We start from the raw sequence: 21,451 nt of genomic DNA, 5'->3' as shown, positions 1-21,451 counted from the left end.
GTATCTTTGCCGCCATTAAGCGACGCAACCTAAGGTTCCGTAGCGACCAGGCGGCGCACCACAAAGTCCGCTTCCAGATTCAGACTGTCTTGCTGTTCCAGCTGGCGGCGCATATCCCGGCTGCCTTTCCAAGCGAAAGGAGTCATCATCAGAAAATCCGCGATCGCCTCACGCCCCTGAACCCGAAATGGAAAGCAGCAACGGACTTCCATTTCCGGTACAAATCCGTCCACCCGCCCGGGCGGTGGATGGAGGCGCGGCTCGTCGTAGAGGGCCGCCTTCAGTGACCAGAGGTGCTCCGGCCCCGGAGATACATCCAACAGTGAACCGCCCGGATTCAGCACCCGGCGCATTTCACTGTCCGCAGCTGGAGCGAAGATTCGCAGCAAGTGGTCGACACTGTCCTGCGCCAAAGGTAGCTCCACACTGCTGGCCACCACAAACTGAACATCCGGCATGCGCTTGGCTGCCAGACGCACGCCGGCCTTGGCAATATCCACGCCCGCCAGTGCCTGCGACGGCCAGCCTGCGGCCTCGAGTGCGCGGAGGTAATACCCCTCGCCACAGCCAATATCCAGTAATTGTCGACCGGGAGTGTATGGCAGTAGCGCCGTCACCGCCTCAACCAGCGGGCGATAGTAACCCGCGTCGAGAAAGCGGCGCCGCGCGCGCAACATTTCCGCGGAATCACCGGGGTCTTTGCTGCGTTTTCGGTTGGCCGGCAGCAGGTTCACATAGCCCTCTCGGGCACAGTCATAGCTGTGATGGTTGGCGCAATGCCAGCGCGTATCATCGCACTGCAACGGCAGCTGACAGACAGGACATTGCCAGATCATTCGGTTTTCAGAGTTTCCGTGTTTACCTGCGGCGGACTCGCCCGCTTCTGCAGAATCAAATCCGCCGCTTTTTCCGCGATGGCAATGACCGGTGCATTGGTATTGCCGCTGATGAGGGCGGGCATTATGGAGGCATCGACCACGCGCAGTCCATCCACGCCATGCACTTTGAGTTCCGCGTCCACCACGGCCATCTCATCACGGCCCATCTTGCAGGTACCCACCGGGTGATAGATGGTCTCCGCATGGCGCCGGATAAAGCGTTTGATGGATAGCTTGCTGCGCAGCGCTTTATCCGGACTCCACCAGCGCTTGTGGTAACGCTGCATATCCGCTTGCATCAAAATATCGCGCGCCATTTCAAACGCTTCCACCATCACTGCCATATCCTCGGATTCGCTTAAATAATTCGGCTGTATCAGCGGCAGCGACCTGGGGTCGCCATCCGCCAATATGATTTCCCCGCGGCTTCTGGGCCTCAGTGCACAGGCGTGCAACGAGTAACCATAGCCTCCGGGCTTTTTCCGTCCGTGCTCAAATAGCGGCGCCGCGGAAAGGTGAAATTGAATGTCCGGTTGTCCGCCAGCACGACTGGAAAAGACGAATCCCCCCGCCTCGGCCACATTGTTGGTGAGCGGCCCCCGATGTGCCAAAAGAAATTCCGGCAGACGTAGAGCCATCTGTAATTTCGAGTGCAGAGAATTGGAAAAAGTTACCGCTTCCGAAGCCTGCACTACCTGGGTGATATCCAGGTGGTCCTGCAGATTCTTGCCCACTCCCGGCAAGTGTGCCTGCAGCCGTATCCCGTGCTTTTTCAACGCTTCGCCGGGGCCAATACCTGAAAGCAACAGCAATTGCGGCGATTGGATGGCGCCAGCGCAGAGCAGTACTTCCCTGTTGGCCAATATGCGCTTGCCGTTAATCAGCGCCACCCCACTTACCCGATCCCCTCTGAACAACAAGCGTGCGACCTGACTGCGGGTAAAAACGCTCAAATTGGGCCTGTTTTTAATTGGGTGCAGATAAGCCGCGGCGGCGGAACACCGGCGACCGTGTTTCTGCGTCACCTGATAAAACCCTACGCCGTGCTGATGACTGCCATTGAAGTCGTTATTGAACGGGTGGCCGGCGGAACGGGCCGCGCGCACAAAAGCGCGCCCGGCCTCTGTCTTCCATTGCAGGTCAGACACCGATAGAGGACCCGCGCCACTGTGAAAGGCATCGCTACCCCTGGCATTGCCTTCCGCCCGCAGAAAGTAGGGCAAGATGTCGCGCCAGCCCCAGCCGGGGTTGCCCGCGGCCTCCCAGGCGTCGTAGTCGTCACTGTTGCCGCGCATATAGATCATCGCGTTGATGGCACTGCTGCCGCCCAGCGTGCGGCCGCGGGGCCAAAACAGGCGGCGCCCTTCCAAATGCATCTGCGGCTCAGTGTAATGGTGCAGGTTATAGCGCTCCCCCGGCACCAGATAACCGATGCCCGCGGGCATATTGATCAAAAGACTGCGGTCCGGCGGTCCCGCTTCCAGAAGACAGACTCTGTGCCGCTCCTCGGCACTGAGCCTGTTGGCCAGTACACAGCCGGCGGAACCTCCGCCGACAATCACATAGTCGAATACCATTTCACGGGCCATAGGGTTTTCTCTTTTATCGCTTTGCTGCCCAGACGGTACACGCGACCATAGACCTGTCACAGGCTGTGCAAAACAAACCCCTCCACAATTTTGAAATCAGTGATAAAAACCGCGTTCGGCAGTGTTTCTGTCCGGCCAAAACGTGGTGCAGCAAGTGTAGCTGCAGCAGCGGCCTGGGCATCGATCGGTAAATTCTTCGCCACCGGCAGCAAAAGTAGTTCCATGCCGGGGAAGGACGCAGAAGTAATCACTTAGAGGGGGGGGGGGTAACCGCGGGGTTGAGAAGTGGCCCGTAGGGTACGCAGGTAAGCACTTTTGTACTACGCGGGCGCTCCCCCCTGTTTAGAGAGCCAGGACTAGCGGCGCCGCCCGCGAATACATCGGAGTAGCCCCCGGCGGGGCACTACCAGCGGTTAGCACCGGGCGATCGCGCAGAGATCAACGTTGCGCATTCGCCGCAGGCAGCGCCCGCAAAATCGCCGCGCGCCCAGTGCGGCGGCCGTCGGCACTGCGGGCGCGCACCGCCCATACCGCATCTGCCGAAACACTCGTTTCCAGTTCCCGCCATCTTTCGCCGTCGAAATACTCCAGTGGCAATCCCGGATAAGGCAGCGCGGTTTTCAGTGCCCCATCTTCCACCACTACACCGGGCACCGGTATACGATAAGCGATGCCGCTCAAATCCAGCTTGAGCAACTCCCTGTTCCCCAGCGCCGCAGCGAATCCGTTCCAGTCAGCGTCGAGCGATGCCTTATCGACAGCTGCGGTCCGGGCGGAAAAATTCTGTCCTTCCGCCAGCGGCAGCTCCCATTCCGCCCGGTGCCAGGCGCGTTCCGCCAAAGCCAAAAGGCGCGGAAATAGCATGTACTCCACCTGGGCATCAGTGCGCACCACCTCGCTCCACAGCTGCCCCTGAATACCCTGCACACTCTTCTCAAACTCTGGCGCCGGTGACATCGCCGACCAGCCCCTGCCATCGCGATCAGTTGAAATTTCCGCCAGTTGCGCGGTGTTCAGCGGCGCATAGCTGAACGCTTTACGGGTGTCTGTTGAGCGCGAGGCCCAGTAATAGCCGCTCTCTTTGGGATCCAGCTCGTAGGGCATGTCGAAATAAAGAAAATCCGCGTGGGACTGCACCACTCCAAACCCTGCATCTGCCAAGCGCACACTTTCAGCACCGCCGCCCCAGAACAGCGGTGTCCAGGCATTGGCATAATTTCGCTTGGTGGCCAGCATCTCACCGGCATTCTCTATATGTTTTACGCCATCACTCCAAGCCGCGAGAGTGGGAATACCGGCTTCGGCCACCAGGCGGCTAACCCGCTTGGCGAAGAAGGCACCCAACTGCCCGAGATCCTCCACTTCGCCCTTGGACACGAGTTTCTGACAGGCTGGCGACTCGCTCCACGGCATCTGGCGCTTCACCGATGCCACATCGCCCTTGTCTGGATCGCTGCCGGGAGCATCCTCGAAGCCATTGCCAGCAAGGATATTCAACGCTTCATCGCCACCGAAGTGCCAGCTGGCCAGCGGAGCACCGGCTGCCCGGTGCATCGCTTGCACTTCCCGGATCAACTTGCCAATAAAGTGGTAGGTAGAGTCGATACACGGATTGATGTAGCTGTCGTCGTAGAACTGTACCGACAGGTATTGCGTATCGTCCTGTGGATCAATCAATCGGTACTCAGCCGCCCTCTGTGCGGATTCATCGGCCAGTTTTCTGTAGCGCGCTTCCATCGCCACCACCGCGGCGCGTGCGTGAGCGGGCATGTCGAACTCGGGAATCACTTCAATATGGCGTGCAGCGGCATAGCGCACGATGTGGATATAGTCTTCGACAGTAAAGAAGCCGCTGCCGCTGTTGTCGGATTTTGGACCCGAACCCAGCTGAGGAAGCAGACAGCGGGTTTCACCGGGGTCGAAACAGCGCCTGGCCCCCACTTCCGTCAATTCAGACAGGCCGGGTATTTCAAGACGCCACCCCTCGTCGTCAGACAAGTGGAAGTGAAAACGGTTGAGCTTGTAGGCCGCCATCTGATCCAGCAACTTCAACACCACCGCCTTACTGTGAAAGTTGCGCCCTACGTCGAGAGAAAATCCGCGATGAGGAAAACGTGGCGCATCTTCCACCCGCACCCGCGCCAGTGTCTGGCTGCGCAGATCCACCAGTGCCAAAAGGGACTGCAGGCCGTAAAAAGCGCCGGCCTGATCTCGGCCAATAATCCGCGCACCGCGCGCTTTCGTCTGTAGAGTGTAAGCGCCCGCGACCTTTTCCCTGAAGGCTTCCGGTTCTATGTCCACCCGCACCGGGTAAGCCCCGGGGCCGGAGGGTGCCAGCCCCAGCTGCTCAAGCCGCTGGCGAAAAGCGTGCAGGCTCCTGCTCTCCAGAGGTCCCGCGTCCACCGCGATGCCAGTTCGGAGGCGCACCGGTTCTCCCGTTACTTCCAATAATTGCGGCCGTGGAATTATGCGCGTGCGCCAGGATTCTCCGCCGTCCGGTTGTCTTGTGCTGAAAGCAGCATAGCGACTGGCGGGGGTGGCCAGTGTATTGGCATCGTCGGCAGTGCGTTTCCAATTTTCCGGATGATGAGAGGTGATCGGCAGCGCCAACCCTTCAATACTATCGCTGTCAGTAGAAGCAATGACATGGGCCTTACCGGCCCCATCAACCACGAACAGGCGCGGCATGAAATCCGATTCAGACTGCATCCAATATTCCGCCAGTAGGTCAAAGGCCAGCGTCTCACCCTCGGCGATGCCGGTAAACGCCTCGGTGGGCGTCAGCCGGTGCAGATCACCCTTGATGTGCTCGAGCGTGAAGTCATCCCGGTTCAACAGACGCAGACTGCGGCGGATGCTGTGAAAGTAAATGGCCCAATCGCCTTCTCCGGGCCGGATTGCCTCGCCCTGATTGATTAGCGAAATGCGATAGCTTGAGCAGATGGCACCGCTGCCGCCAGCGCGTTTGCACTCAGTGCGCAGCCGTTCATCCACCCCCTGGAAGTTTGTAAGCACCTCTTGAGTTACCAAAAAATCGCGCGCAATCCGCTCTGCGGAGGAAAGTCGTTCACTGCCGGTCGGAGCGGGAAAGCCGCCGGACCGGTCGCAGGCAGATAAAAGCGCGGCCAGAAGCAGTGCGGATATCAAGGGAACACGGATCATGGCGCTTTCTCATCTTTTTTATTGCTGGCGTCACCATAGCGAAAAAGACAACGCTGTCAACAGCGTGTAGTGCGACACAGTTTGCAATCTTCTGCACGCCAGGCGAATACACCGGGGAAAACTCACATAAAGCCACACACCGGCCTCGCGCGGTCTTCTCGAACCCTTACCGCGCCCACGCTATTACGTCGGAAGTGCCTTTGCCTCCGCGGAAAACTCAATAAGCGACATAGATCAAGTTTTCATTAAAGCACCAGGCGTATTGTGTGAACCAGGATAAAAAACTTTGGCGTTCCGCTTCGCACCTTTGGAAGAAGATCGACAAGAATGGAAAAAACCAACAGTGGCGCGGCCTGTGGCGCAATGACCAGTTTTTCCAGCCCGTCCACAAATACCGGTTGCATGGGGCGCCAAAGATATGAGATACAACAGTTCATTAAGGGTGAACCATAATAAATTCAACGGCGACTGCGGCCGCTTGGCTAAGAAGTAGACACCCCGGGGTAGATCAAATGGAAGTCTCCAAGGAATTCAGCAGTTTTCGATTCCGTCCAAACAAACACCTGACAATTGTATTTAGTCTGCTTTTACTTCCCACGTCCGGTTCCTGCCTCGCCGACGAACTGTTTATTCCCGACTCCACCAGCGCTCTGAATCTGCAGGCGGACAACGCTTTTTTTACCGACAGCGCCTTTGGCATGGACAATGCCGCCCTATATGAAGCCGCGGAAAATCTACGCAACAACTCCATGGATTCGGTTCAGCGGCGTCTCAATTATCAATGGCTGCAGATGCACACCAACCCAGACAAGTTCCAGCCCACCACTGGTGGCAAGGCCCTCAATGAAATTCTAAAAATGGGTTGGAAAACCTACCGGGAGCAGAACAAGCGCAACTTCAGCAGTGGTCTTTTGCGCTACACCAGTGGCCACGGCACTATCGGCAAAGCCCTCGACTACGACGTGCGCCTTTCAGACGAAAAGTTCAGATTCTCCTTCGAATACGAATTCTGAGCGCAAAGATCGCATTCCGGCACCCAGCTGCAATCGTGCGCCAGGGGGGCCGCTGTATCACCAACGGGGGCGATCTTCCAACGCCCCCAATTTCCATCCAACTCCTTCCCCGGCATCGATTTGATAGAATCCCCGCCATTTATCTCTGGCGGAGACAACAGTGACCAATTCAGCCACCCCCAAAACCTTCTCACAACTGCCGCGAGCCGGCGTTGGCCGGCGACTGGCGGCCCTGGTTTACGACGCTTTGATAGTGGCTGGGCTTTTGATGGTGTATGGATTACTGGTGGTGCCCCTGTCCTCAACCCTGGGGCTACTGGAGTGCCTGCCGGATCAGCGCTGTGTGGGCACACCGCTGTACCACACGCTCTTTCCGCTGGGAATGGCGGCAGTGGTCGCCAGTTATTTCATCTGGTCCTGGCGCGCGGCGGGACAAACCATCGGCATGCGCGCTTGGCGCCTCCTGTTGGCCAGTCCCGGCGGCGTACAACTGAGCTGGCGTCAGTGCACACTGCGCGTATTGATGGCCCCGCTGTCGGTCGCCTGCCTGGGCCTGGGATACTTTTGGGCCTGGACCCGCACGGACCGCGCCAGCTGGCACGATCTGATTTCCGCCTCTGAAGTCCGTCTGCTGCCGAAACCCAAGAAGGGCCGTTAAGGAACCTCTGATTAATTCGCGTGAACACTATGGTAGCTTCCGGGGCGCTCAGGCAATAGGAAGGACATTTCGAAAACGCACGAGTACTTCCCTGTAGCTCCGACGGATACATCCCTGTATCCGACGGTTTCGAAATGCCCGTCCTATCACCTGAGCTTCACATGCGCCCCCGAAGCGCCTCTGCCACCAGAAAGTGACTTAATCAGAGGTTCCTTAATTTACCTGGCCCGCTTTAACAACAGCCAGCCCAGGGCAAAGCAGAGCAGTATCGGCAGCAGAACAGCGATAAACGGCGGGAAGCCGAACACCACCGATGAAGGCCCGAGCATATCCTGCAGCGTCTGGAAGACGATACCGACGATAACGCCGGTAAAAACCCGCAGGCCGGTGGTCACTTCCCGCAAGGGGCCAAAAATAAAAGAAATAGCCACCATGACCAGGCTGGCAATTGTCAGCGGCTGCAGCAATTTCTTCCAGAACTGCAGCCAATAACGGCTGGAGTCTTCCCCTTTGCGGTCGAGGAAATTGCCGTAAGCCCAGAGATTCCGCGGTGACAGATCCGACGGCAGAGGGACCACCAGAGCGAACAGTTCCGGGGAAATTTCCGCCTGCCACTCTTGCCGCGCCTTCACCTCGCTGAGGGCCCGGTCGGCGGTAAAGGTCGTCGTGCGGCTGTTCTCCAGTATCCAGTGGTCACCGGCAAAATAGCCGCGCTCGGCGAATTCCACCCGCTGCAACTCGCGCTCGTCGCCGAACCGGTAGCGGGTAACACCGTACAGCTCGCCGCTGGGCAGCGCCGCATTAAAGTGTACGAATTCATCGCCCTCCTTGAGCCACAGCCCCTCCTCCAGGCCGCTGTCATCCAGTTCTCCAAGGGCCATAGCCTTGCGGTTTTCCGCGGTCTGATTGGTATGCGGTATCACGAATTCCGCCAGCGCCAGCCCCAGCACAATCAGCAGCATCACCGGTTTCATCACAGCCCAAGCGATCCGGCCGATAGAGATGCCCGCAGCGCGCATTACCGTGAGTTCACTGGTGCCGGCGAGGGTGCCCAGGCCAACCATACAGCCCACCAGGGCGGAGAAACCCAGCTGTTCGTAGATCCGCTCAGGCAGTGTCCAGAGCACATACAGCACCGCGTCGGCAAACTGGTAATTGTCCTCCAGTTCGCCCAGCTGATCGACAATGGCAAAGATCACATCCAGGCCAATCAACACCAGCAGGACGGCGCCGACGGCCATGGCCACAGTGCGGCCGATATAGACATCCAGTTTACGCATTGCGCCCCTCTCCGCCGTGTACCGCGGCGCGCTTCGGCCGCCGCCTCCAGTCGCGTCCGCCCAGCATCAAAAGACCGAGAATGAGAAAAGGCGGGTGCACCAGCCAAATGGCCGCTGGGTTGCCAATCTTGCCATCTTCAATTGCCCCCCTTACCCCTTGCAATATCACCAGGTAGGTAATGTAGAGCAGCACCGCCGGCACCATCTTGGCGTAGCGCCCCTGCCGCGGATTGGTGCGGGACAATGGCACCGCCAGCACTGCCACCACCAGCACCAGTACCGGCAAGCTGAAGCGCCAGTGCAGATAAGCGCGCTCAACAGGATTGTCGCTACGCCACAAATCCAGCGTGGATGCGGACTCTATGCGGTCGCGCCAACGGCTGCGGGCTTCGGGAATCTCCAACTGCACTTCGTAACTGGAGAACTTCATCAGACGGTAGTCGCGCTGCCCCGGTATGCCTTCATAGCGGTAACCGTCGCGCAACACCAGATAGCGCAACCCGGTTTCCGGATCTATCCGCTGCACCCCCTCCCGCGCGACGGTGACGATCTGGTGGTCCGTTTCTGTATCCGCGCGCGAGTTGCCCAGCTCGGCGAGGAAAACATCGCGCATGGTGGACTTGTCCTCACTCAGGGAGTCGGCGTAGTAGACCGCGCGCTCCCCTTCCGTGCCGACAAACTTCTTCGGCACCAGGTGATCGAACTCGTTGCGCGATTTATCCGCGGTGAGCAGGCTGGAGGACCGCGCCATGCCGGTGGGCGAGAAATAAAGGCTCATGGACGCCACCACCAATGCCACCATAAAGGCCGGCGCCAGGGTGTACATCAGCAGACGCCGCTCGCTGAAACCGCAAGCGTGCAGCACTGTCATTTCACTCTCGATATAGAGGCGGCCATAGGCGAGCAGAATACCGACAAAGAGTCCGAGCGGAAGCACCAGTTCCAGAAACCCCGGCAGGCGGTATCCCATCAAGGCAAAGAGGATATTCGCGGAGAGGTCGCCCGCAGCTGCTTCCGCCAGATACTTCACAAAACGGCCACTCATCACCATCAGTAAAAGCACGGCGCTGACTGCCAGCGTGGCGAAAAGCAGCTCGCGGCACAGATAGCGGAAAATAATCACGGGGCGAATGAATTCCTTGGTGACAGCGATGCGGTAAGTTGTGGATCAAATAATGAACAAGTCACTCCAATTACGACAATCCTATGGCGCAGGAGTTAAACTTGTGCGGCGCATTATCGCCAAATTTATTTGCAATGTCTCGAAACGCGGGACATAGAACCAGATTTCAATGAAAGGAAACGGAATTATGCAGTTCTCTGCCAAGGTCTCCGATATCAGCAAACAGCGCAGCGCCTGCGCCATCATTGCCGTCGATGCCAAAAACCGTCTGGGTGCAGCTGGCCGCGCCCTGGACGAAGTCAGTGGCGGTGTCATCGGCAAAATATTGAAACGCGGCGACCTCGGCAACAAACTCGCCAGCACCCTGACCGTCAATCTGGTGGAAGGGCCGGTGGAGCGGGCGCTGTTGGTGCGCGCCGCAGACGGTGCGCTCAACCGCGCGGACTTCCGCAAGCTCGCCGCCAACAGCGCCGGGGTTGCCAAAGACTTCAAAAATGCCTGCAGCTATCTGACAGAGCTGGAAGTGGCCGATGCCGATACCGCCTGGCAGGCGCAGCAACTGGCCCTCTGCGCGGGCCTCGCCACCTACAGATTTACCCGCTGCCGAAGCGATGCCAAAGACAATCCACTGGCCAAATTTACCGTGCACGCGCCGGAGCGGGGACAACTCAAGGCAGTGAAGCGCGGCGTAGAAATAGGCGCCGCCCAGGCCGCCGGCAGCAACCTGGCACGCGAACTGGGCAACCTGCCGGGCAACATCTGCACCCCCAGCTACCTGGCCGGAGAGGCGCGCGCGCTGGCAAAAGGCAATGCCAAACTGACCACCACCGTACTGGACGAGAAAAAACTGCAGTCCCTCGGTATGGGCGCCTTCCTGAGCGTCGCCAAGGGCAGCGAACAGCCGCCGGCGCTGATCGCCATGAACTACAAAGGCGGCAAGGCCGGAGACAAACCGGTGGTCCTGGTGGGCAAGGGAATCACCTTCGACAGCGGCGGTATCAGCATCAAGCCCGGCCAGCAAATGGATGAAATGAAATTCGATATGTGCGGCGCCGCCGCTGTCTTCGGTGTCATGCGCGCACTGCTGGAACTGCAACCGGCAATCAACGTAGTGGGCCTGGTGGCCGCAGCGGAGAACATGCCCAGCGGCCGCGCCAGCAAACCCGGCGACATCGTCACTTCCATGTCCGGCAAAACCATTGAAATCCTCAATACCGACGCGGAAGGCCGCCTGGTACTCTGCGATGCCCTCACCTACGCAGCCAAGTACAAGCCGGAAGTGGTGATCGACGTGGCCACCCTGACCGGTGCCTGTGTCATCGCTCTGGGTAGTCACGCCACCGGCTTGTACTCCAACCGGGACAGTCTGGCACAGGAACTACTCGCCGCTGGCGAACGCACTGGCGACCGCGCCTGGCAGATGCCGCTGTGGGACGAATATCAGTCCGCGCTGGACTCCAACTTTGCCGACATCCAGAATATCGGCGGCCGCGAGGCGGGCTCCGTCACCGCCGCCTGTTTCCTATCCCGCTTTACCGAAGACTACACCTGGGCGCATTTGGACATCGCCGGCAGCGCCTGGCACTCCGGGGCCAAGAAGGGCGCCACAGGGCGGCCCGTGCCGCTCCTGGTGGAGTACCTGCTGGGCAAATGAGCCGCAAAACCCAGAGGTGACGGCCCCGGTGGCCGCGGCCTCTGACCCACCCCGCGGCCAGGGAAGGGCGCGGGCGGGGCCGCGCCTGACGCCTCCGCGACAGCGTCCCATTCGCCCGAGCTGGAATTAAAGATGACCCGAATAGACTTCTATGTACTCCCCGGTGATCAGCACCGGGACGCCGATATTTTCGCCTGTCGCTTGGCGGAAAAAGCCTACCGCGCGGGCTTACGCGTGCTGCTGGCAGTCGACGACAAAACCCGGGCCAACGAACTGGACCAACTGCTGTGGACTTTCCGCGAGGACAGCTTCCTGCCCCACGCGCCGCAGAGTGCGGGCGAAAACGCAGCGGTGGAAATCAACTGCGGCGAGGAACCGGGCCAGCACCACGGTCTGCTGATCAACCTGCGCAGCGACGTCCCCGGCTGGTTCAGCCGCTTTGAGCGCCTGGCAGAAATCGTCGTGCAGCAACCGGACGCCCTGGCGCGTTCCCGAACGCGATTCTGTCACTTCCGCGATCGCGGATATCCGTTACAATCCCACAAGATCAACTGACATTAACCACACGGCAAGCAGGCACTCACCCAGCCATGTCCCGTCGGAAGAACAAATACAAACAGCGCGGACATCAGCCCGGGCCTTCCAGCGAACTGCTCGATGAGCTGAACACCCTGCGCGACCTGCTCGGCAGTGACGAACTCGGCGATATCCCCCTGCTCGATCAGGTGGCCGGGCCTGTCCCGTCCCGACAGTCCGCCGCGCGGACACCAAAACCGCAGCCGCTGCGACCGGCGTCCCGCCGACCGCTGGAAGAAATTGACCTGCCGATTCTCTTCTCTCCCGTAGACGAAGAGCTGCCGGACGACGGCAAACCGGAGCTCAACGAGTCAGAACTCGAACTGCTGCGCCCGCTACAAAACCTGCGCCCGGAAAGCGGAGCACCTCTGACGGAGTCCTCCACTGCCCCGGCCGCAGCGGCGCCGCGGGAACGGGAAGAACCCCCATCACCGCCTGCCGCGCATCTACAGAAGCAATCTGCAGCGGGCGATGCCGCTCAAAGCGCCGAGGAACAGGGACAGGGAGAACTCTTCGTTCAAACCAAGACCCCGTCCAAGGAAAACCCGTTTCTGCCCGCCCATATCCGCGCGCGCCTGACAGGCGGTCGGGTCCCCAAAACCGTGGAACCCACCCCCGAAGCACCAGCGACCGCGACGAGCCCGGCCGAAGAAGTTTCTGCGGAAAGCACTGGGCCCAAGGCAAACGCAGCCGCGGAACCCCAAGAGCCCGCGCCACTCCTTCCGCAAGCGGGGAAAGACGCACAACCGGCGGATAAGGAAATCCAGCGCAAGCAACTCGTCGACCGCCTGGTGGCAAAACAGCTACCCGAACTGGAGCGCCAGCTCCGCGCGCGCATCGAGAAAATGCTCGACGAACTGGAAGCCAAGCAGTAGCGCGGTATAATCCCCGCCTTTTCCAACAGTTCCGGCACAGGACCTGGCCGCACCGGATTCGCCCGTCACTTCGGCGAATTCGGCGCGACAGGCCTCGAGTGATTTCCCAGCCCCCGCGGCGAGCAGAACAAGGTTTCCCACCCGCATGGACAAGACATATCAGCCCAACGCCATAGAACAGCAGTGGTACAAAACCTGGGAAGAAAACGGCTACTTCAAGCCCAACGGCGATACCGAAGCCAATCCCTACAGCATCATGATTCCGCCTCCCAACGTCACCGGCAGCCTGCATATGGGCCACGGCTTCCAGGAATCCATCATGGATGCACTGATCCGCTACCACCGCATGCAGGGAGATAACACGCTCTGGCAGGTGGGCACCGACCACGCCGGTATCGCCACCCAAATGGTCGTGGAACGCCTGCTCGCCGCAGAAGGACAAGACCGCCATCAACTGGGTCGCGAAAAGTTCATCGAAAAAGTATGGGAGTGGAAGGAACAGTCCGGCGGCACCATCACCCGCCAACTGCGCCGCCTGGGCGCCAGCCCAGACTGGTCCCGCGAACGCTTCACCATGGATGAAGGGTTTTACAAGGCGGTGCAGGAAGTCTTTATCCGCCTGTACGAAGACGGCCTTATCTACCGCGGCAAACGCCTGGTGAACTGGGACCCGAAACTGCACACCGCCATTTCCGACCTGGAAGTGTTGAACGAGGAAGAACAAGGCCACCTGTGGCACTTCCGCTATCCGCTGGCGGATGGCTCCGGCCACTTGGTGGTCGCCACCACCCGCCCCGAGACCATGCTCGGCGACACCGCAGTGGCCGTGCACCCGGAAGACGAGCGCTACAAGCACCTGATCGGCAAGAAGGTTAAGCTGCCGCTGACAGAACGCGAAATCCCCATCATCGGCGACGACTATGTAGACCGCGAATTCGGTACCGGCTGCGTGAAAATTACCCCGGCCCACGATTTCAACGACTACGAAATGGGCCAGCGCCACCAGTTGGAGATGATCAACATCCTCGACGCCGACGCACATCTGAACGAAAACGTGCCGGAAAAATACCGCGGCATGGAGCGCTTCGCCGCCCGCTCCCAGGTTGTAGACGACTTAGACGCCCTGGGCCTTCTGGAAAAGGTCGAGCCACACACCCTGAAGGTTCCCCGCGGCGACCGATCCGGCGTAGTGATCGAGCCCTGGCTTACCGATCAATGGTACGTAAAAACCCAGCCGCTGGCGGAAGAAGCCATCAAAGCGGTGGAAGACGGCCGCGTCAATTTTGTGCCCAAGAACTACGAGAATATGTATTTCTCCTGGATGCGCGATATCCAGGACTGGTGCATATCCCGCCAGCTGTGGTGGGGCCACCGCATTCCCGCCTGGTACGATGACGAAGGCAATGTCTACGTCGGCCGCTCCGAACAGGAGGTGCGAGAGAAAAACAACCTGGGCAGTGAAGTCACCCTGCGCCAGGACGAAGACGTACTCGACACCTGGTTCTCCTCCGGCCTCTGGACCTTCGGCACCCTCGGTTGGCCAGAGGAAACCCCGGAACTCAAAACCTTCCACCCCACCTCGGTGCTGGTGACCGGTTTCGACATCATCTTCTTCTGGGTCGCGCGCATGATGATGCTGACCCTGTACTTCAAGAAGGAAGTGCCCTTCCACACCGTGTACGTGCACGGACTGGTGCGCGACAGCCAAGGGCAGAAGATGTCCAAATCCAAGGGCAATGTGCTAGACCCCATTGACCTGATTGACGGCATCGATCTCGAAAGCCTGGTGCAGAAACGCACCACCGGCATGATGCAGCCGCACCTGAAGGAAAAAATTGAGAAGCAGACGCGCAAGGAATTCCCCGAAGGCATCGCCGCCTACGGCACAGATGCCCTGCGCTACACCTACTACTCGCTGGCATCCACCGGCCGCGATATCAAGTTCGACGTGGGCCGAATCGAGGGCTTCCGCAACTTCTGCAACAAAATCTGGAACGCCTCCCGCTACGTGCTGCAAAACTGCGAGGGCCACGACTGCGGCCAGGATGGCAGCGGCGATTTCGAACTCAGCCTCGCCGACCGCTGGATCATCTCCCAGCTGCAACGCACAGAAAAAGCCGTGCGCGAAGCTATGGACAGCTACCGCTTCGACCTCGCCTCCCAGGCGCTGTACGACTTTATCTGGGGTGAATACTGCAGCTGGTATCTGGAACTTTCCAAGCCGGTACTCTGGGACGAAAACGCGTCAAACGCCATTAAAAAAGGCACCCGCCGCACCCTGATCCGCGTACTGGAAACAACACTGCGGCTGGCGCATCCACTGATGCCTTTCATCACCGAGGAAATCTGGCAAAGGGTGAAAGACCTCGCCGGCGCAAGCGGCGAAACCATTATGCTGCAACCCTACCCGGAGCCGAACGATCACAAGATCGATACCGAAGCCGAAGCGGCCATCGCCTGGCTGAAGCAGGTGATCGAAGGCGTGCGCAATATTCGCGGAGAGATGAACATCTCCCCAGCGAAGAAAATTCCGCTGCTGCTGCGCAACGGCTCGCAGCGCGACGAAGCACTGCTGGAACAGGCCCGCAGCCTGCTGCTCAAGCTCGCAAGCCTCGAGTCCATCACCTGGCTCGCCGACGGAGAATCCGCGCCCGCTTCTGCCACGGCGTTGGTTGGCGACATGGAGCTGCTGGTCCCCATGGCCGGGCTGATTGATGTACAGGCAGAAACGGCACGCTTGCAGAAGGAAATCGACAAGCTGGCGAAAGAGCGCAGCCGCCTGGAGAACAAGCTGGAAAATCCCAAGTTCGTCGACAAGGCGCCGGCGGAAGTAGTCGCCAAAGAAAGGGATAAACTGGCCGACGTGCTGAGTGCCCAGGCGCGCCTGCAGCAACAGCTGGAGGCAATCAGTAAGCTTTGAGAAACCTCTGATCGGTTCACATCCCGGCGGCAAAAGTCATTCTGTGACTGAGCGCCCGAAGCCCTCTCCGGCTTCAGAGGTTCTCAACAGTGACAATTCGCAAAAAAGGGGCGCAGGCCCCTTTTTTGTTGTCACCGCTTCACTCTCTGTTTTCCCCGACACCAGCTGCCAAATGCCTTCCCCCCCTTCCCACGCCCACCTGAAAGCGGTGACGCCCAATATTACAGAAGTAACGCGCATATAAACCCATTACTTAAGAAGTAATTGATCCTTTAGCTCACTGGCACTCTCCACGGCAAAGATTTATAAAACAGGCAGTGTTCCGTACTTGCGTCACACATCAAAATTTTTACGCCAACAATAAAAAATCAGCCTCTGCCGCGGTTGATCTGAATTCCGCAGACAAAATCGATCAGGGATTTTTATACGCCGCAGTACGACCGAAAGAGGGTCAGCACCCTCCAGCAAATCGGGGAGAGAAATGTTGAATCGACCAACCCAATTCGACCCGGCCACTCTAGTGCAGCATTTATGGCCACTGATCGTCTACGGATTTGCCGTACTCGCGCTCATCGCCCTGATGTTAGGGCTGTCGTATTTCCTCGGCCAGCGGCGGCGGGACGCCGCCACGGATGAACCTTTCGAATCCGGTATTGTCTCCCAGGGCAGCGCGCATGTGCGTCTTTCTATCAACTACTATCTGGTGGCCATACTCTTTATTGTCTTCGACCTGGAAGCTATCTACCTGTTCAGCTGGGCGATCGCTTTCCGGCAAACCGGTTTGCTGGGTTTTATCGAAGCAGCTATTTTCATCGTAATACTCCTCGCCGGCCTGATCTATCTATGGCGCCTGGGCGCACTGGATTGGGGCGGAAAACAGCAAAGGAACCTCTAATTAATTCGCGTGGACGCTGCAATGAAATTGTGAGTATTTATCTAAGGAACCTCTGATTAATTCGCGTGGACACTATGGTAGCTTCCGGGGCGCTCAGGCAATAGGAAGGACATTTCGAAAACGCACGAGTACTTCCCTGTAGCTCCGACGGATACATCCCTGTATCCGACGGTTTCGAAATGCCCGTCCTATCACCTGAGCTTCACATGCGCCCCCGAAGCGCCTCTGCCACCAGAAAGTGACTTAATCAGAGGTTCCCTAACCTTTAACCGTCTTCACGTCCAAGGAGCGTATGGGGCAAAGGCTCCCATAGAGCGACGAAAAGGACAACAATAACCTCTTAGGGAAAGCCTATGCGCTGGCAGTTAACCAAAGCGGACAATCTGATCGCCGTGGATGCCAGGCGGACACAGGACGATATTTTTTCCGAAGAGATCAAAAAAAATATCCTGCTTACCAAGTTAGAAAAACTGGTGGCCTGGGGCAGAGCCAATTCACTTTGGCCCTTTAACTTTGGCCTTTCCTGCTGCTATGTGGAAATGGCCACTGCCTTTACCAGCCGGCACGACATCGCCCGTTTTGGATCAGAAGTGATCCGCGCCACACCGAGACAAGCGGATCTTATCGTCATTTCCGGCACCGTATTTATCAAAATGGCGCCGGTAATCCAGCGACTCTATGAGCAAATGATGGAGCCGCGCTGGGTGATATCCATGGGCTCCTGCGCCAATTCCGGCGGCATGTACGACATCTACAGTGTGGTGCAGGGCGTAGACCGTTTTCTCCCCGTTGACGTCTACGTGCCCGGCTGCCCGCCGCGCCCGGAGGCATTGATGCAAGGGCTGACCCTACTGCAAAAACAGGTGGCCACGGAGCGCCGCCCCATCAGCTGGGTGGTGGAAGATCAGGGGGTGCGCCGGATTCCAAAACCCAGCCTGCGCGACGAAAACCGTGAAAAACGCATGGCGGCAGACAAACTGCGGTCACCCGATACCGTTTGAGCACTGCAAGCCCGCGCTTGCCCTCCCGAAAGGGGGAGAAAAATTATGAACAGCGTCATCGCCAACAGTGTTTACAGCCCGACACCCTACCGTGCGGCGGCCAAAAGTTTTATCGGTGACCTGCGCAGCCAATACCGGCATAACAAATACTGGCTGCAACCGGACTGCCCCGATATGCCGACGCTGTGGACGGATAGCCGCTCACTGCTGCCGCTGCTGCGCTTTCTGAAAGCGGAAATTTCCCACCCGTTCGCAATGCTTTACGACCTGACCGCCATCGACGAACGGCTGCGGATCAACCGCGGCAAGGGAGAATCCGAGCAGCCTAAAAGTGATTTCACCCTGGTCTACCAACTGCTTTCCGTGCAGCGGGATCTGTTTATCCGCATTAAATTGGCGCTTCCAGCATCGCATTTGTCCGCCCCATCCGCCACCAGCGTGTGGACCAGCGCCAACTGGTACGAGCGGGAAATCTGGGACCTGTTCGGCATCGAGTTTATTGGGCATCCGAATCTGCGCCGGATCCTGATGCCTTCGACCTGGCTGGGACACCCGCTGCGCAAAGACCACCACGCCCGTGCCACTGAAGTAGACCCTTTCAAACTAACAGCGGAAAAACAGCGCCAGGAACAAGAAGCGCTGCGATTCAAGCCCGAGGAGTGGGGTATGGCCCGCGCCAGCGACAGCGCGGAATTCATGTTTTTGAATCTGGGGCCCAATCATCCCAGTGTGCACGGAGTTTTTCGCGTCGCACTGCAACTGGACGGCGAGCGCATTATCGACGCCGTGCCAGACATCGGCTACCACCATCGCGGCGCGGAAAAAATGGCCGAGCGTCAGGCTTGGCACACTTTTATGCCCTACACCGACCGTATCGATTATCTGGGCGGCGTAATGAACAATCTGCCCTACGTGTTGGCGCTGGAGCAACTGGCGGGAATTCCGGTCCCATCTCGCGCACAGGTGATTCGGGTAATGCTGTGCGAACTATTCCGCATTGCCAGCCATCTAGTGTTCTACGGCACCTTTGCCCAAGACGTGGGGCAGATGTCACCCGTCTTCTACATGTTCGTCGACCGGGAAAAACTTTTCGGCATTATCGAAGCGATCACCGGCGGGCGTATGCATCCGGCCTGGTTCCGAATCGGCGGTGTAGCGCAGGATCTGCCCCGCGGCTGGGACAAGCTGGTACGAGAATTCCTCGACTATATGCCAAAACGGCTGCGCGAGTACGAGGGCATGGTGCTGAAAAACAAGCTGTTGCAAAAACGCACCCGTGGCATCGGCGTCTACAACACACAAGAAGCACTGGAGTGGGGCGTCACCGGCCCCGGCCTGCGCGCCACAGGACTAGAGTGGGACCTGCGCAAGCGCCGCCCCTACAGTGGCTACGATCAATTTGAGTTTGATATCCCCTGTTTCGACGGCGGCGACTGTTTCGACCGCTGCCGGGTTCGTGTCGAGGAAATCTGGCAGAGTCTGCGGATTATCCGCCAGTGCCTCGACAATATGCCCCCCGGCCCCTACAAATCCGATCATCCCCTTACCACCCCCCCGCGCAAGTCGCGCACCATGCACGACATAGAGACGTTGATACAGCACTTCGTCAACAACAGCTGGGGGCCGGTAATGCCGCCGGGTGAAGTCTGTTATCCGGTGGAAGCCACCAAGGGAGTGAACAGCTACCAAATTATTAGCGATGGCGGAAATTGCGCCTATCGTACCCGAATCCGCACGCCCTCTTTCCCCCACTTACAGATGATTCCACTGATGGCGCGCGGCCTATTGGTGGCGGATCTGATCGCTATCATCGCCAGTATCGATTTTGTGATGGCAGATGTGGACCGGTAGCAGGGCGCGCTGATGAATGCACGCGAACGCGATGACGGCTTGTGGCACAGGGCAATCAAGCAAACCTATCAGCGGTTCCCAAATTATCGGGAATAACCTATGTCCAGCACTTTTGAAGCGGAAGTCATAGCAGTAATGGAGCAAAACAAGGCGGGCGAAGACATTCACAAGGCCAGCTTAAGTGATGCGGAAAAAGCCGAGATTGAACGCGAGTTCGCCCACTACGAGGACAAGGCCTCTGTGGGCCTGGAAGCACTGCGTATAGTGCAGAAACACCGCGGCTGGGTTTCCGACGAAAGTCTGCGGGCGGTCTCTGCCTATTTGGACATTCCAGTGGCGCAACTGGAAAGTGTCGCCACCTATTTCCAACTGATATTTCGCCAGCCAGTGGGCCGAGAAGTGATTCTTCTGTGCAAAAGCGCCAGCTGCTGGATTATGGGGTGCGCCCACCTGCAGAAAAAAATCCAGGAGAAGTTGCGTATCAAGCCAGGAGAAATCACGGCAGACGGGCTTTTCACCTTATTGGAAACCCCCTGCCTCGGCGACTGCGACAACGCGCCGGTAATGATGATCAACGGAGAGATGCACCGCCATCTCACAGAAGCCACAGTGGACGAAATTCTCGACAACAAAATCAAAACCCATCGCGCGAAAGGCTCCTGCCATGCCGGACCAGACACTGACTAAGCCGTTGACCAAAAACATATGCCCGCAGCATAAACCACCGGATATCGAGCGCTACCAGGATAACGGCGGCTACAGCGGCTGGAGAAAAGCCCTGGGCATGGCACCGGAAGATATTGTCGAGCTGGTTCAGAAAAGCGGACTGCGCGGCCGCGGCGGTGCCGGTTTCAACACAGGGCTTAAATGGAGCTTCGTCCCCCGGGGAAAGGGCAGCCCCGCGGTCAAATATCTGGTGTGCAATGCAGACGAAATGGAGCCGGGCACCTTCAAGGACCGGCTACTGATGGAGCAAAACCCTCACCTGCTGATCGAGGGCATGGCCATCGCCGCCTACGCCATAGAAGCGCGCACCGCCTATATTTTTATCCGCGGCGAATACCACCTGGCAGCGGTACGCCTGGAACAAGCGATAAACGAAGCCAGACAGGCCGGCCTTATCGGGCCGGACATTCTCAACAGCGGTTACAGCTTGGAAATTTATCTGCACCGCAGCGCCGGTAATTATATCTGCGGTGAAGAAACTGCCCTGCTCAACGCCTTGGAGGGAAGGCGGGCCATCCCACGGGCAAAACCGCCTTTTCCCCAGGTCAGCGGCCTCTGGGGTAAACCCACCGTCGTCAACAATGTGGAAACACTTTGCAATATTCCCCACCTGATCGAACTTGGCAGCGAATGGTACAAAAGCCTCGGCCGCTGCCAGGACGCGGGCAGCAAACTGTTCGGAGTCAGCGGCAAGGTCAACAAACCGGGCACCTGGGAATTGCCCATGGGTACACCCATCCGGGAAATCATTGAAGAACACGCCGGCGGCATGCGCGATGGACTGAAACTCAAAGGCTTCCTCCCCGGCGGTGGTTCCACGGATTTTCTCGGCCCCACAGATCTGGACCTGCCGATGGACTATGACGCAATCGCCAAGGCGGGCAGCCGCATGGGGACCGGCACCATCATCGTACTGGACGACCACACCTGCCCAGTGGGGCTTGTCCTGAATTTGAGTCAGTTTTTTGCCCGGGAATCCTGCGGCTGGTGCACCCCCTGCCGCGACGGTCTGCCCTGGGTGGTGGAAATTCTGACCCGAATCGAAAACGGCAGTGGGACACCGGAGGATCTGGATCTGCTGCAGGAACAGGTGGCACGCATGGGCCCCGGCAATACCTTCTGCGCTCTGGCCCCCGGTGCCGCCGAGCCCCTACAAAGCGCACTGCGCCTGTTTGAAGAGGACTTTATCGATCACATCAGAAAAGGGCGCTGCCCTTACCGGTAGAGAGCCATGCCCGCAATCTGTGCGA

General features: G+C 58.6%; 18 protein-coding genes. 12 read left to right on the top strand and 6 right to left on the bottom strand.

Annotated elements, in window-relative coordinates; genetic code table 11:
* Nucleotides 1–29: 29 nt before the first annotated feature.
* From BM155_RS10750 to BM155_RS10740, 4 genes are all read right to left on the bottom strand, one after another.
* Nucleotides 30–836, bottom strand: a complete 807-nt coding sequence (locus BM155_RS10750; protein ID WP_067154503.1) for a putative RNA methyltransferase — start codon at nucleotides 834–836, stop codon at nucleotides 30–32.
* Nucleotides 833–2,467: a GMC family oxidoreductase gene (locus BM155_RS10745; RefSeq protein ID WP_082817501.1), complete on the bottom strand. Its 1,635-nt coding sequence runs from the start codon at nucleotides 2,465–2,467 to the stop codon at nucleotides 833–835. Before BM155_RS10745 ends, BM155_RS10750 begins: the two co-directional genes overlap by 4 nt.
* A 56-nt stretch (nucleotides 2,468–2,523) precedes the next feature.
* The gene (locus BM155_RS17310; protein WP_175487792.1) at nucleotides 2,524–2,691 is read right to left on the bottom strand and encodes a hypothetical protein; all 168 of its coding nucleotides are present in this window, start codon (nucleotides 2,689–2,691) and stop codon (nucleotides 2,524–2,526) included.
* 214 nt (nucleotides 2,692–2,905) lie between these two features.
* Nucleotides 2,906–5,629, bottom strand: a complete 2,724-nt coding sequence (locus BM155_RS10740) for a family 20 glycosylhydrolase (protein ID WP_074903069.1) — start codon at nucleotides 5,627–5,629, stop codon at nucleotides 2,906–2,908.
* Nucleotides 5,630–5,895: 266 nt separating this feature from the next.
* On the opposite strand from BM155_RS10740, the gene BM155_RS17305 reads away from it, so the two are divergent.
* The 3 genes from BM155_RS17305 (at nucleotide 5,896) to BM155_RS10725 (ending at nucleotide 7,300) form a co-directional block, all read left to right on the top strand.
* Nucleotides 5,896–6,051: a hypothetical protein gene (locus BM155_RS17305; RefSeq protein WP_175487791.1), complete on the top strand. Its 156-nt coding sequence runs from the start codon at nucleotides 5,896–5,898 to the stop codon at nucleotides 6,049–6,051.
* Nucleotides 6,052–6,141: 90 nt separating this feature from the next.
* A complete protein-coding gene (locus BM155_RS10730; RefSeq protein ID WP_139223228.1) occupies nucleotides 6,142–6,642 on the top strand; it encodes a hypothetical protein in 501 nt (166 codons plus the stop codon).
* A 160-nt stretch (nucleotides 6,643–6,802) separates the two neighbouring features.
* A complete protein-coding gene (locus tag BM155_RS10725; RefSeq protein ID WP_067154513.1) occupies nucleotides 6,803–7,300 on the top strand; it encodes an RDD family protein in 498 nt (165 codons plus the stop codon).
* 218 nt (nucleotides 7,301–7,518) lie between these two features.
* On the opposite strand, the gene lptG is transcribed toward BM155_RS10725, so the two are convergent.
* Nucleotides 7,519–8,580 (bottom strand): LPS export ABC transporter permease LptG, encoded by a 1,062-nt coding sequence (gene lptG, locus BM155_RS10720; protein WP_067154516.1) that lies wholly within the window; start codon nucleotides 8,578–8,580, stop codon nucleotides 7,519–7,521.
* On the bottom strand, nucleotides 8,573–9,703 hold the full coding sequence (lptF, locus tag BM155_RS10715) for an LPS export ABC transporter permease LptF (protein WP_067154519.1): 1,131 nt from the start codon (nucleotides 9,701–9,703) through the stop codon (nucleotides 8,573–8,575). The genes lptG and lptF overlap by 8 nt, the downstream gene beginning before the upstream one ends.
* 187 nt (nucleotides 9,704–9,890) lie before the next feature.
* Between lptF and BM155_RS10710 the strand changes: the two genes are divergently transcribed.
* From BM155_RS10710 to nuoF, 9 genes are all read left to right on the top strand, one after another.
* The gene (locus tag BM155_RS10710; protein WP_067154522.1) at nucleotides 9,891–11,357 is read left to right on the top strand and encodes a leucyl aminopeptidase; all 1,467 of its coding nucleotides are present in this window, start codon (nucleotides 9,891–9,893) and stop codon (nucleotides 11,355–11,357) included.
* A 132-nt stretch (nucleotides 11,358–11,489) separates the two neighbouring features.
* The gene (locus BM155_RS10705) at nucleotides 11,490–11,912 is read left to right on the top strand and encodes a DNA polymerase III subunit chi (protein ID WP_067154525.1); all 423 of its coding nucleotides are present in this window, start codon (nucleotides 11,490–11,492) and stop codon (nucleotides 11,910–11,912) included.
* A gap of 35 nt (nucleotides 11,913–11,947) precedes the next feature.
* A complete protein-coding gene (locus tag BM155_RS10700; RefSeq protein WP_074903067.1) occupies nucleotides 11,948–12,808 on the top strand; it encodes a hypothetical protein in 861 nt (286 codons plus the stop codon).
* A 145-nt stretch (nucleotides 12,809–12,953) separates the two neighbouring features.
* Nucleotides 12,954–15,728 carry a valine--tRNA ligase gene (locus BM155_RS10695; RefSeq protein ID WP_074903065.1) on the top strand — a complete coding sequence of 925 codons (2,775 nt, stop codon included), beginning with the start codon at nucleotides 12,954–12,956 and terminating at the stop codon, nucleotides 15,726–15,728.
* Between the two features lie 481 nt (nucleotides 15,729–16,209).
* Nucleotides 16,210–16,623, top strand: coding sequence for an NADH-quinone oxidoreductase subunit A (gene ndhC, locus BM155_RS10690; RefSeq protein ID WP_067154534.1), 414 nt, complete (start codon nucleotides 16,210–16,212; stop codon nucleotides 16,621–16,623).
* A gap of 353 nt (nucleotides 16,624–16,976) precedes the next feature.
* A complete protein-coding gene (locus tag BM155_RS10685) occupies nucleotides 16,977–17,624 on the top strand; it encodes an NADH-quinone oxidoreductase subunit B (protein ID WP_067154536.1) in 648 nt (215 codons plus the stop codon).
* Between the two features lie 45 nt (nucleotides 17,625–17,669).
* The gene (gene nuoC / locus BM155_RS10680) at nucleotides 17,670–19,475 is read left to right on the top strand and encodes an NADH-quinone oxidoreductase subunit C/D (RefSeq protein WP_074903063.1); all 1,806 of its coding nucleotides are present in this window, start codon (nucleotides 17,670–17,672) and stop codon (nucleotides 19,473–19,475) included.
* Between the two features lie 99 nt (nucleotides 19,476–19,574).
* Nucleotides 19,575–20,162, top strand: coding sequence for an NADH-quinone oxidoreductase subunit NuoE (gene nuoE, locus BM155_RS10675; protein WP_083421154.1), 588 nt, complete (start codon nucleotides 19,575–19,577; stop codon nucleotides 20,160–20,162).
* Nucleotides 20,140–21,426: an NADH-quinone oxidoreductase subunit NuoF gene (gene nuoF, locus BM155_RS10670; protein WP_074903061.1), complete on the top strand. Its 1,287-nt coding sequence runs from the start codon at nucleotides 20,140–20,142 to the stop codon at nucleotides 21,424–21,426. Before nuoE ends, nuoF begins: the two co-directional genes overlap by 23 nt.
* The last annotated feature ends 25 nt before the right edge of the window (nucleotides 21,427–21,451 follow it).

Source organism: Microbulbifer thermotolerans (genome assembly GCF_900112305.1).
Classification (GTDB): Bacteria; Pseudomonadota; Gammaproteobacteria; order Pseudomonadales; family Cellvibrionaceae; genus Microbulbifer; species Microbulbifer thermotolerans.
Note: the sequence above shows the minus strand (reverse complement) of the source record. Positions and strands in the feature narration are given on the sequence as shown.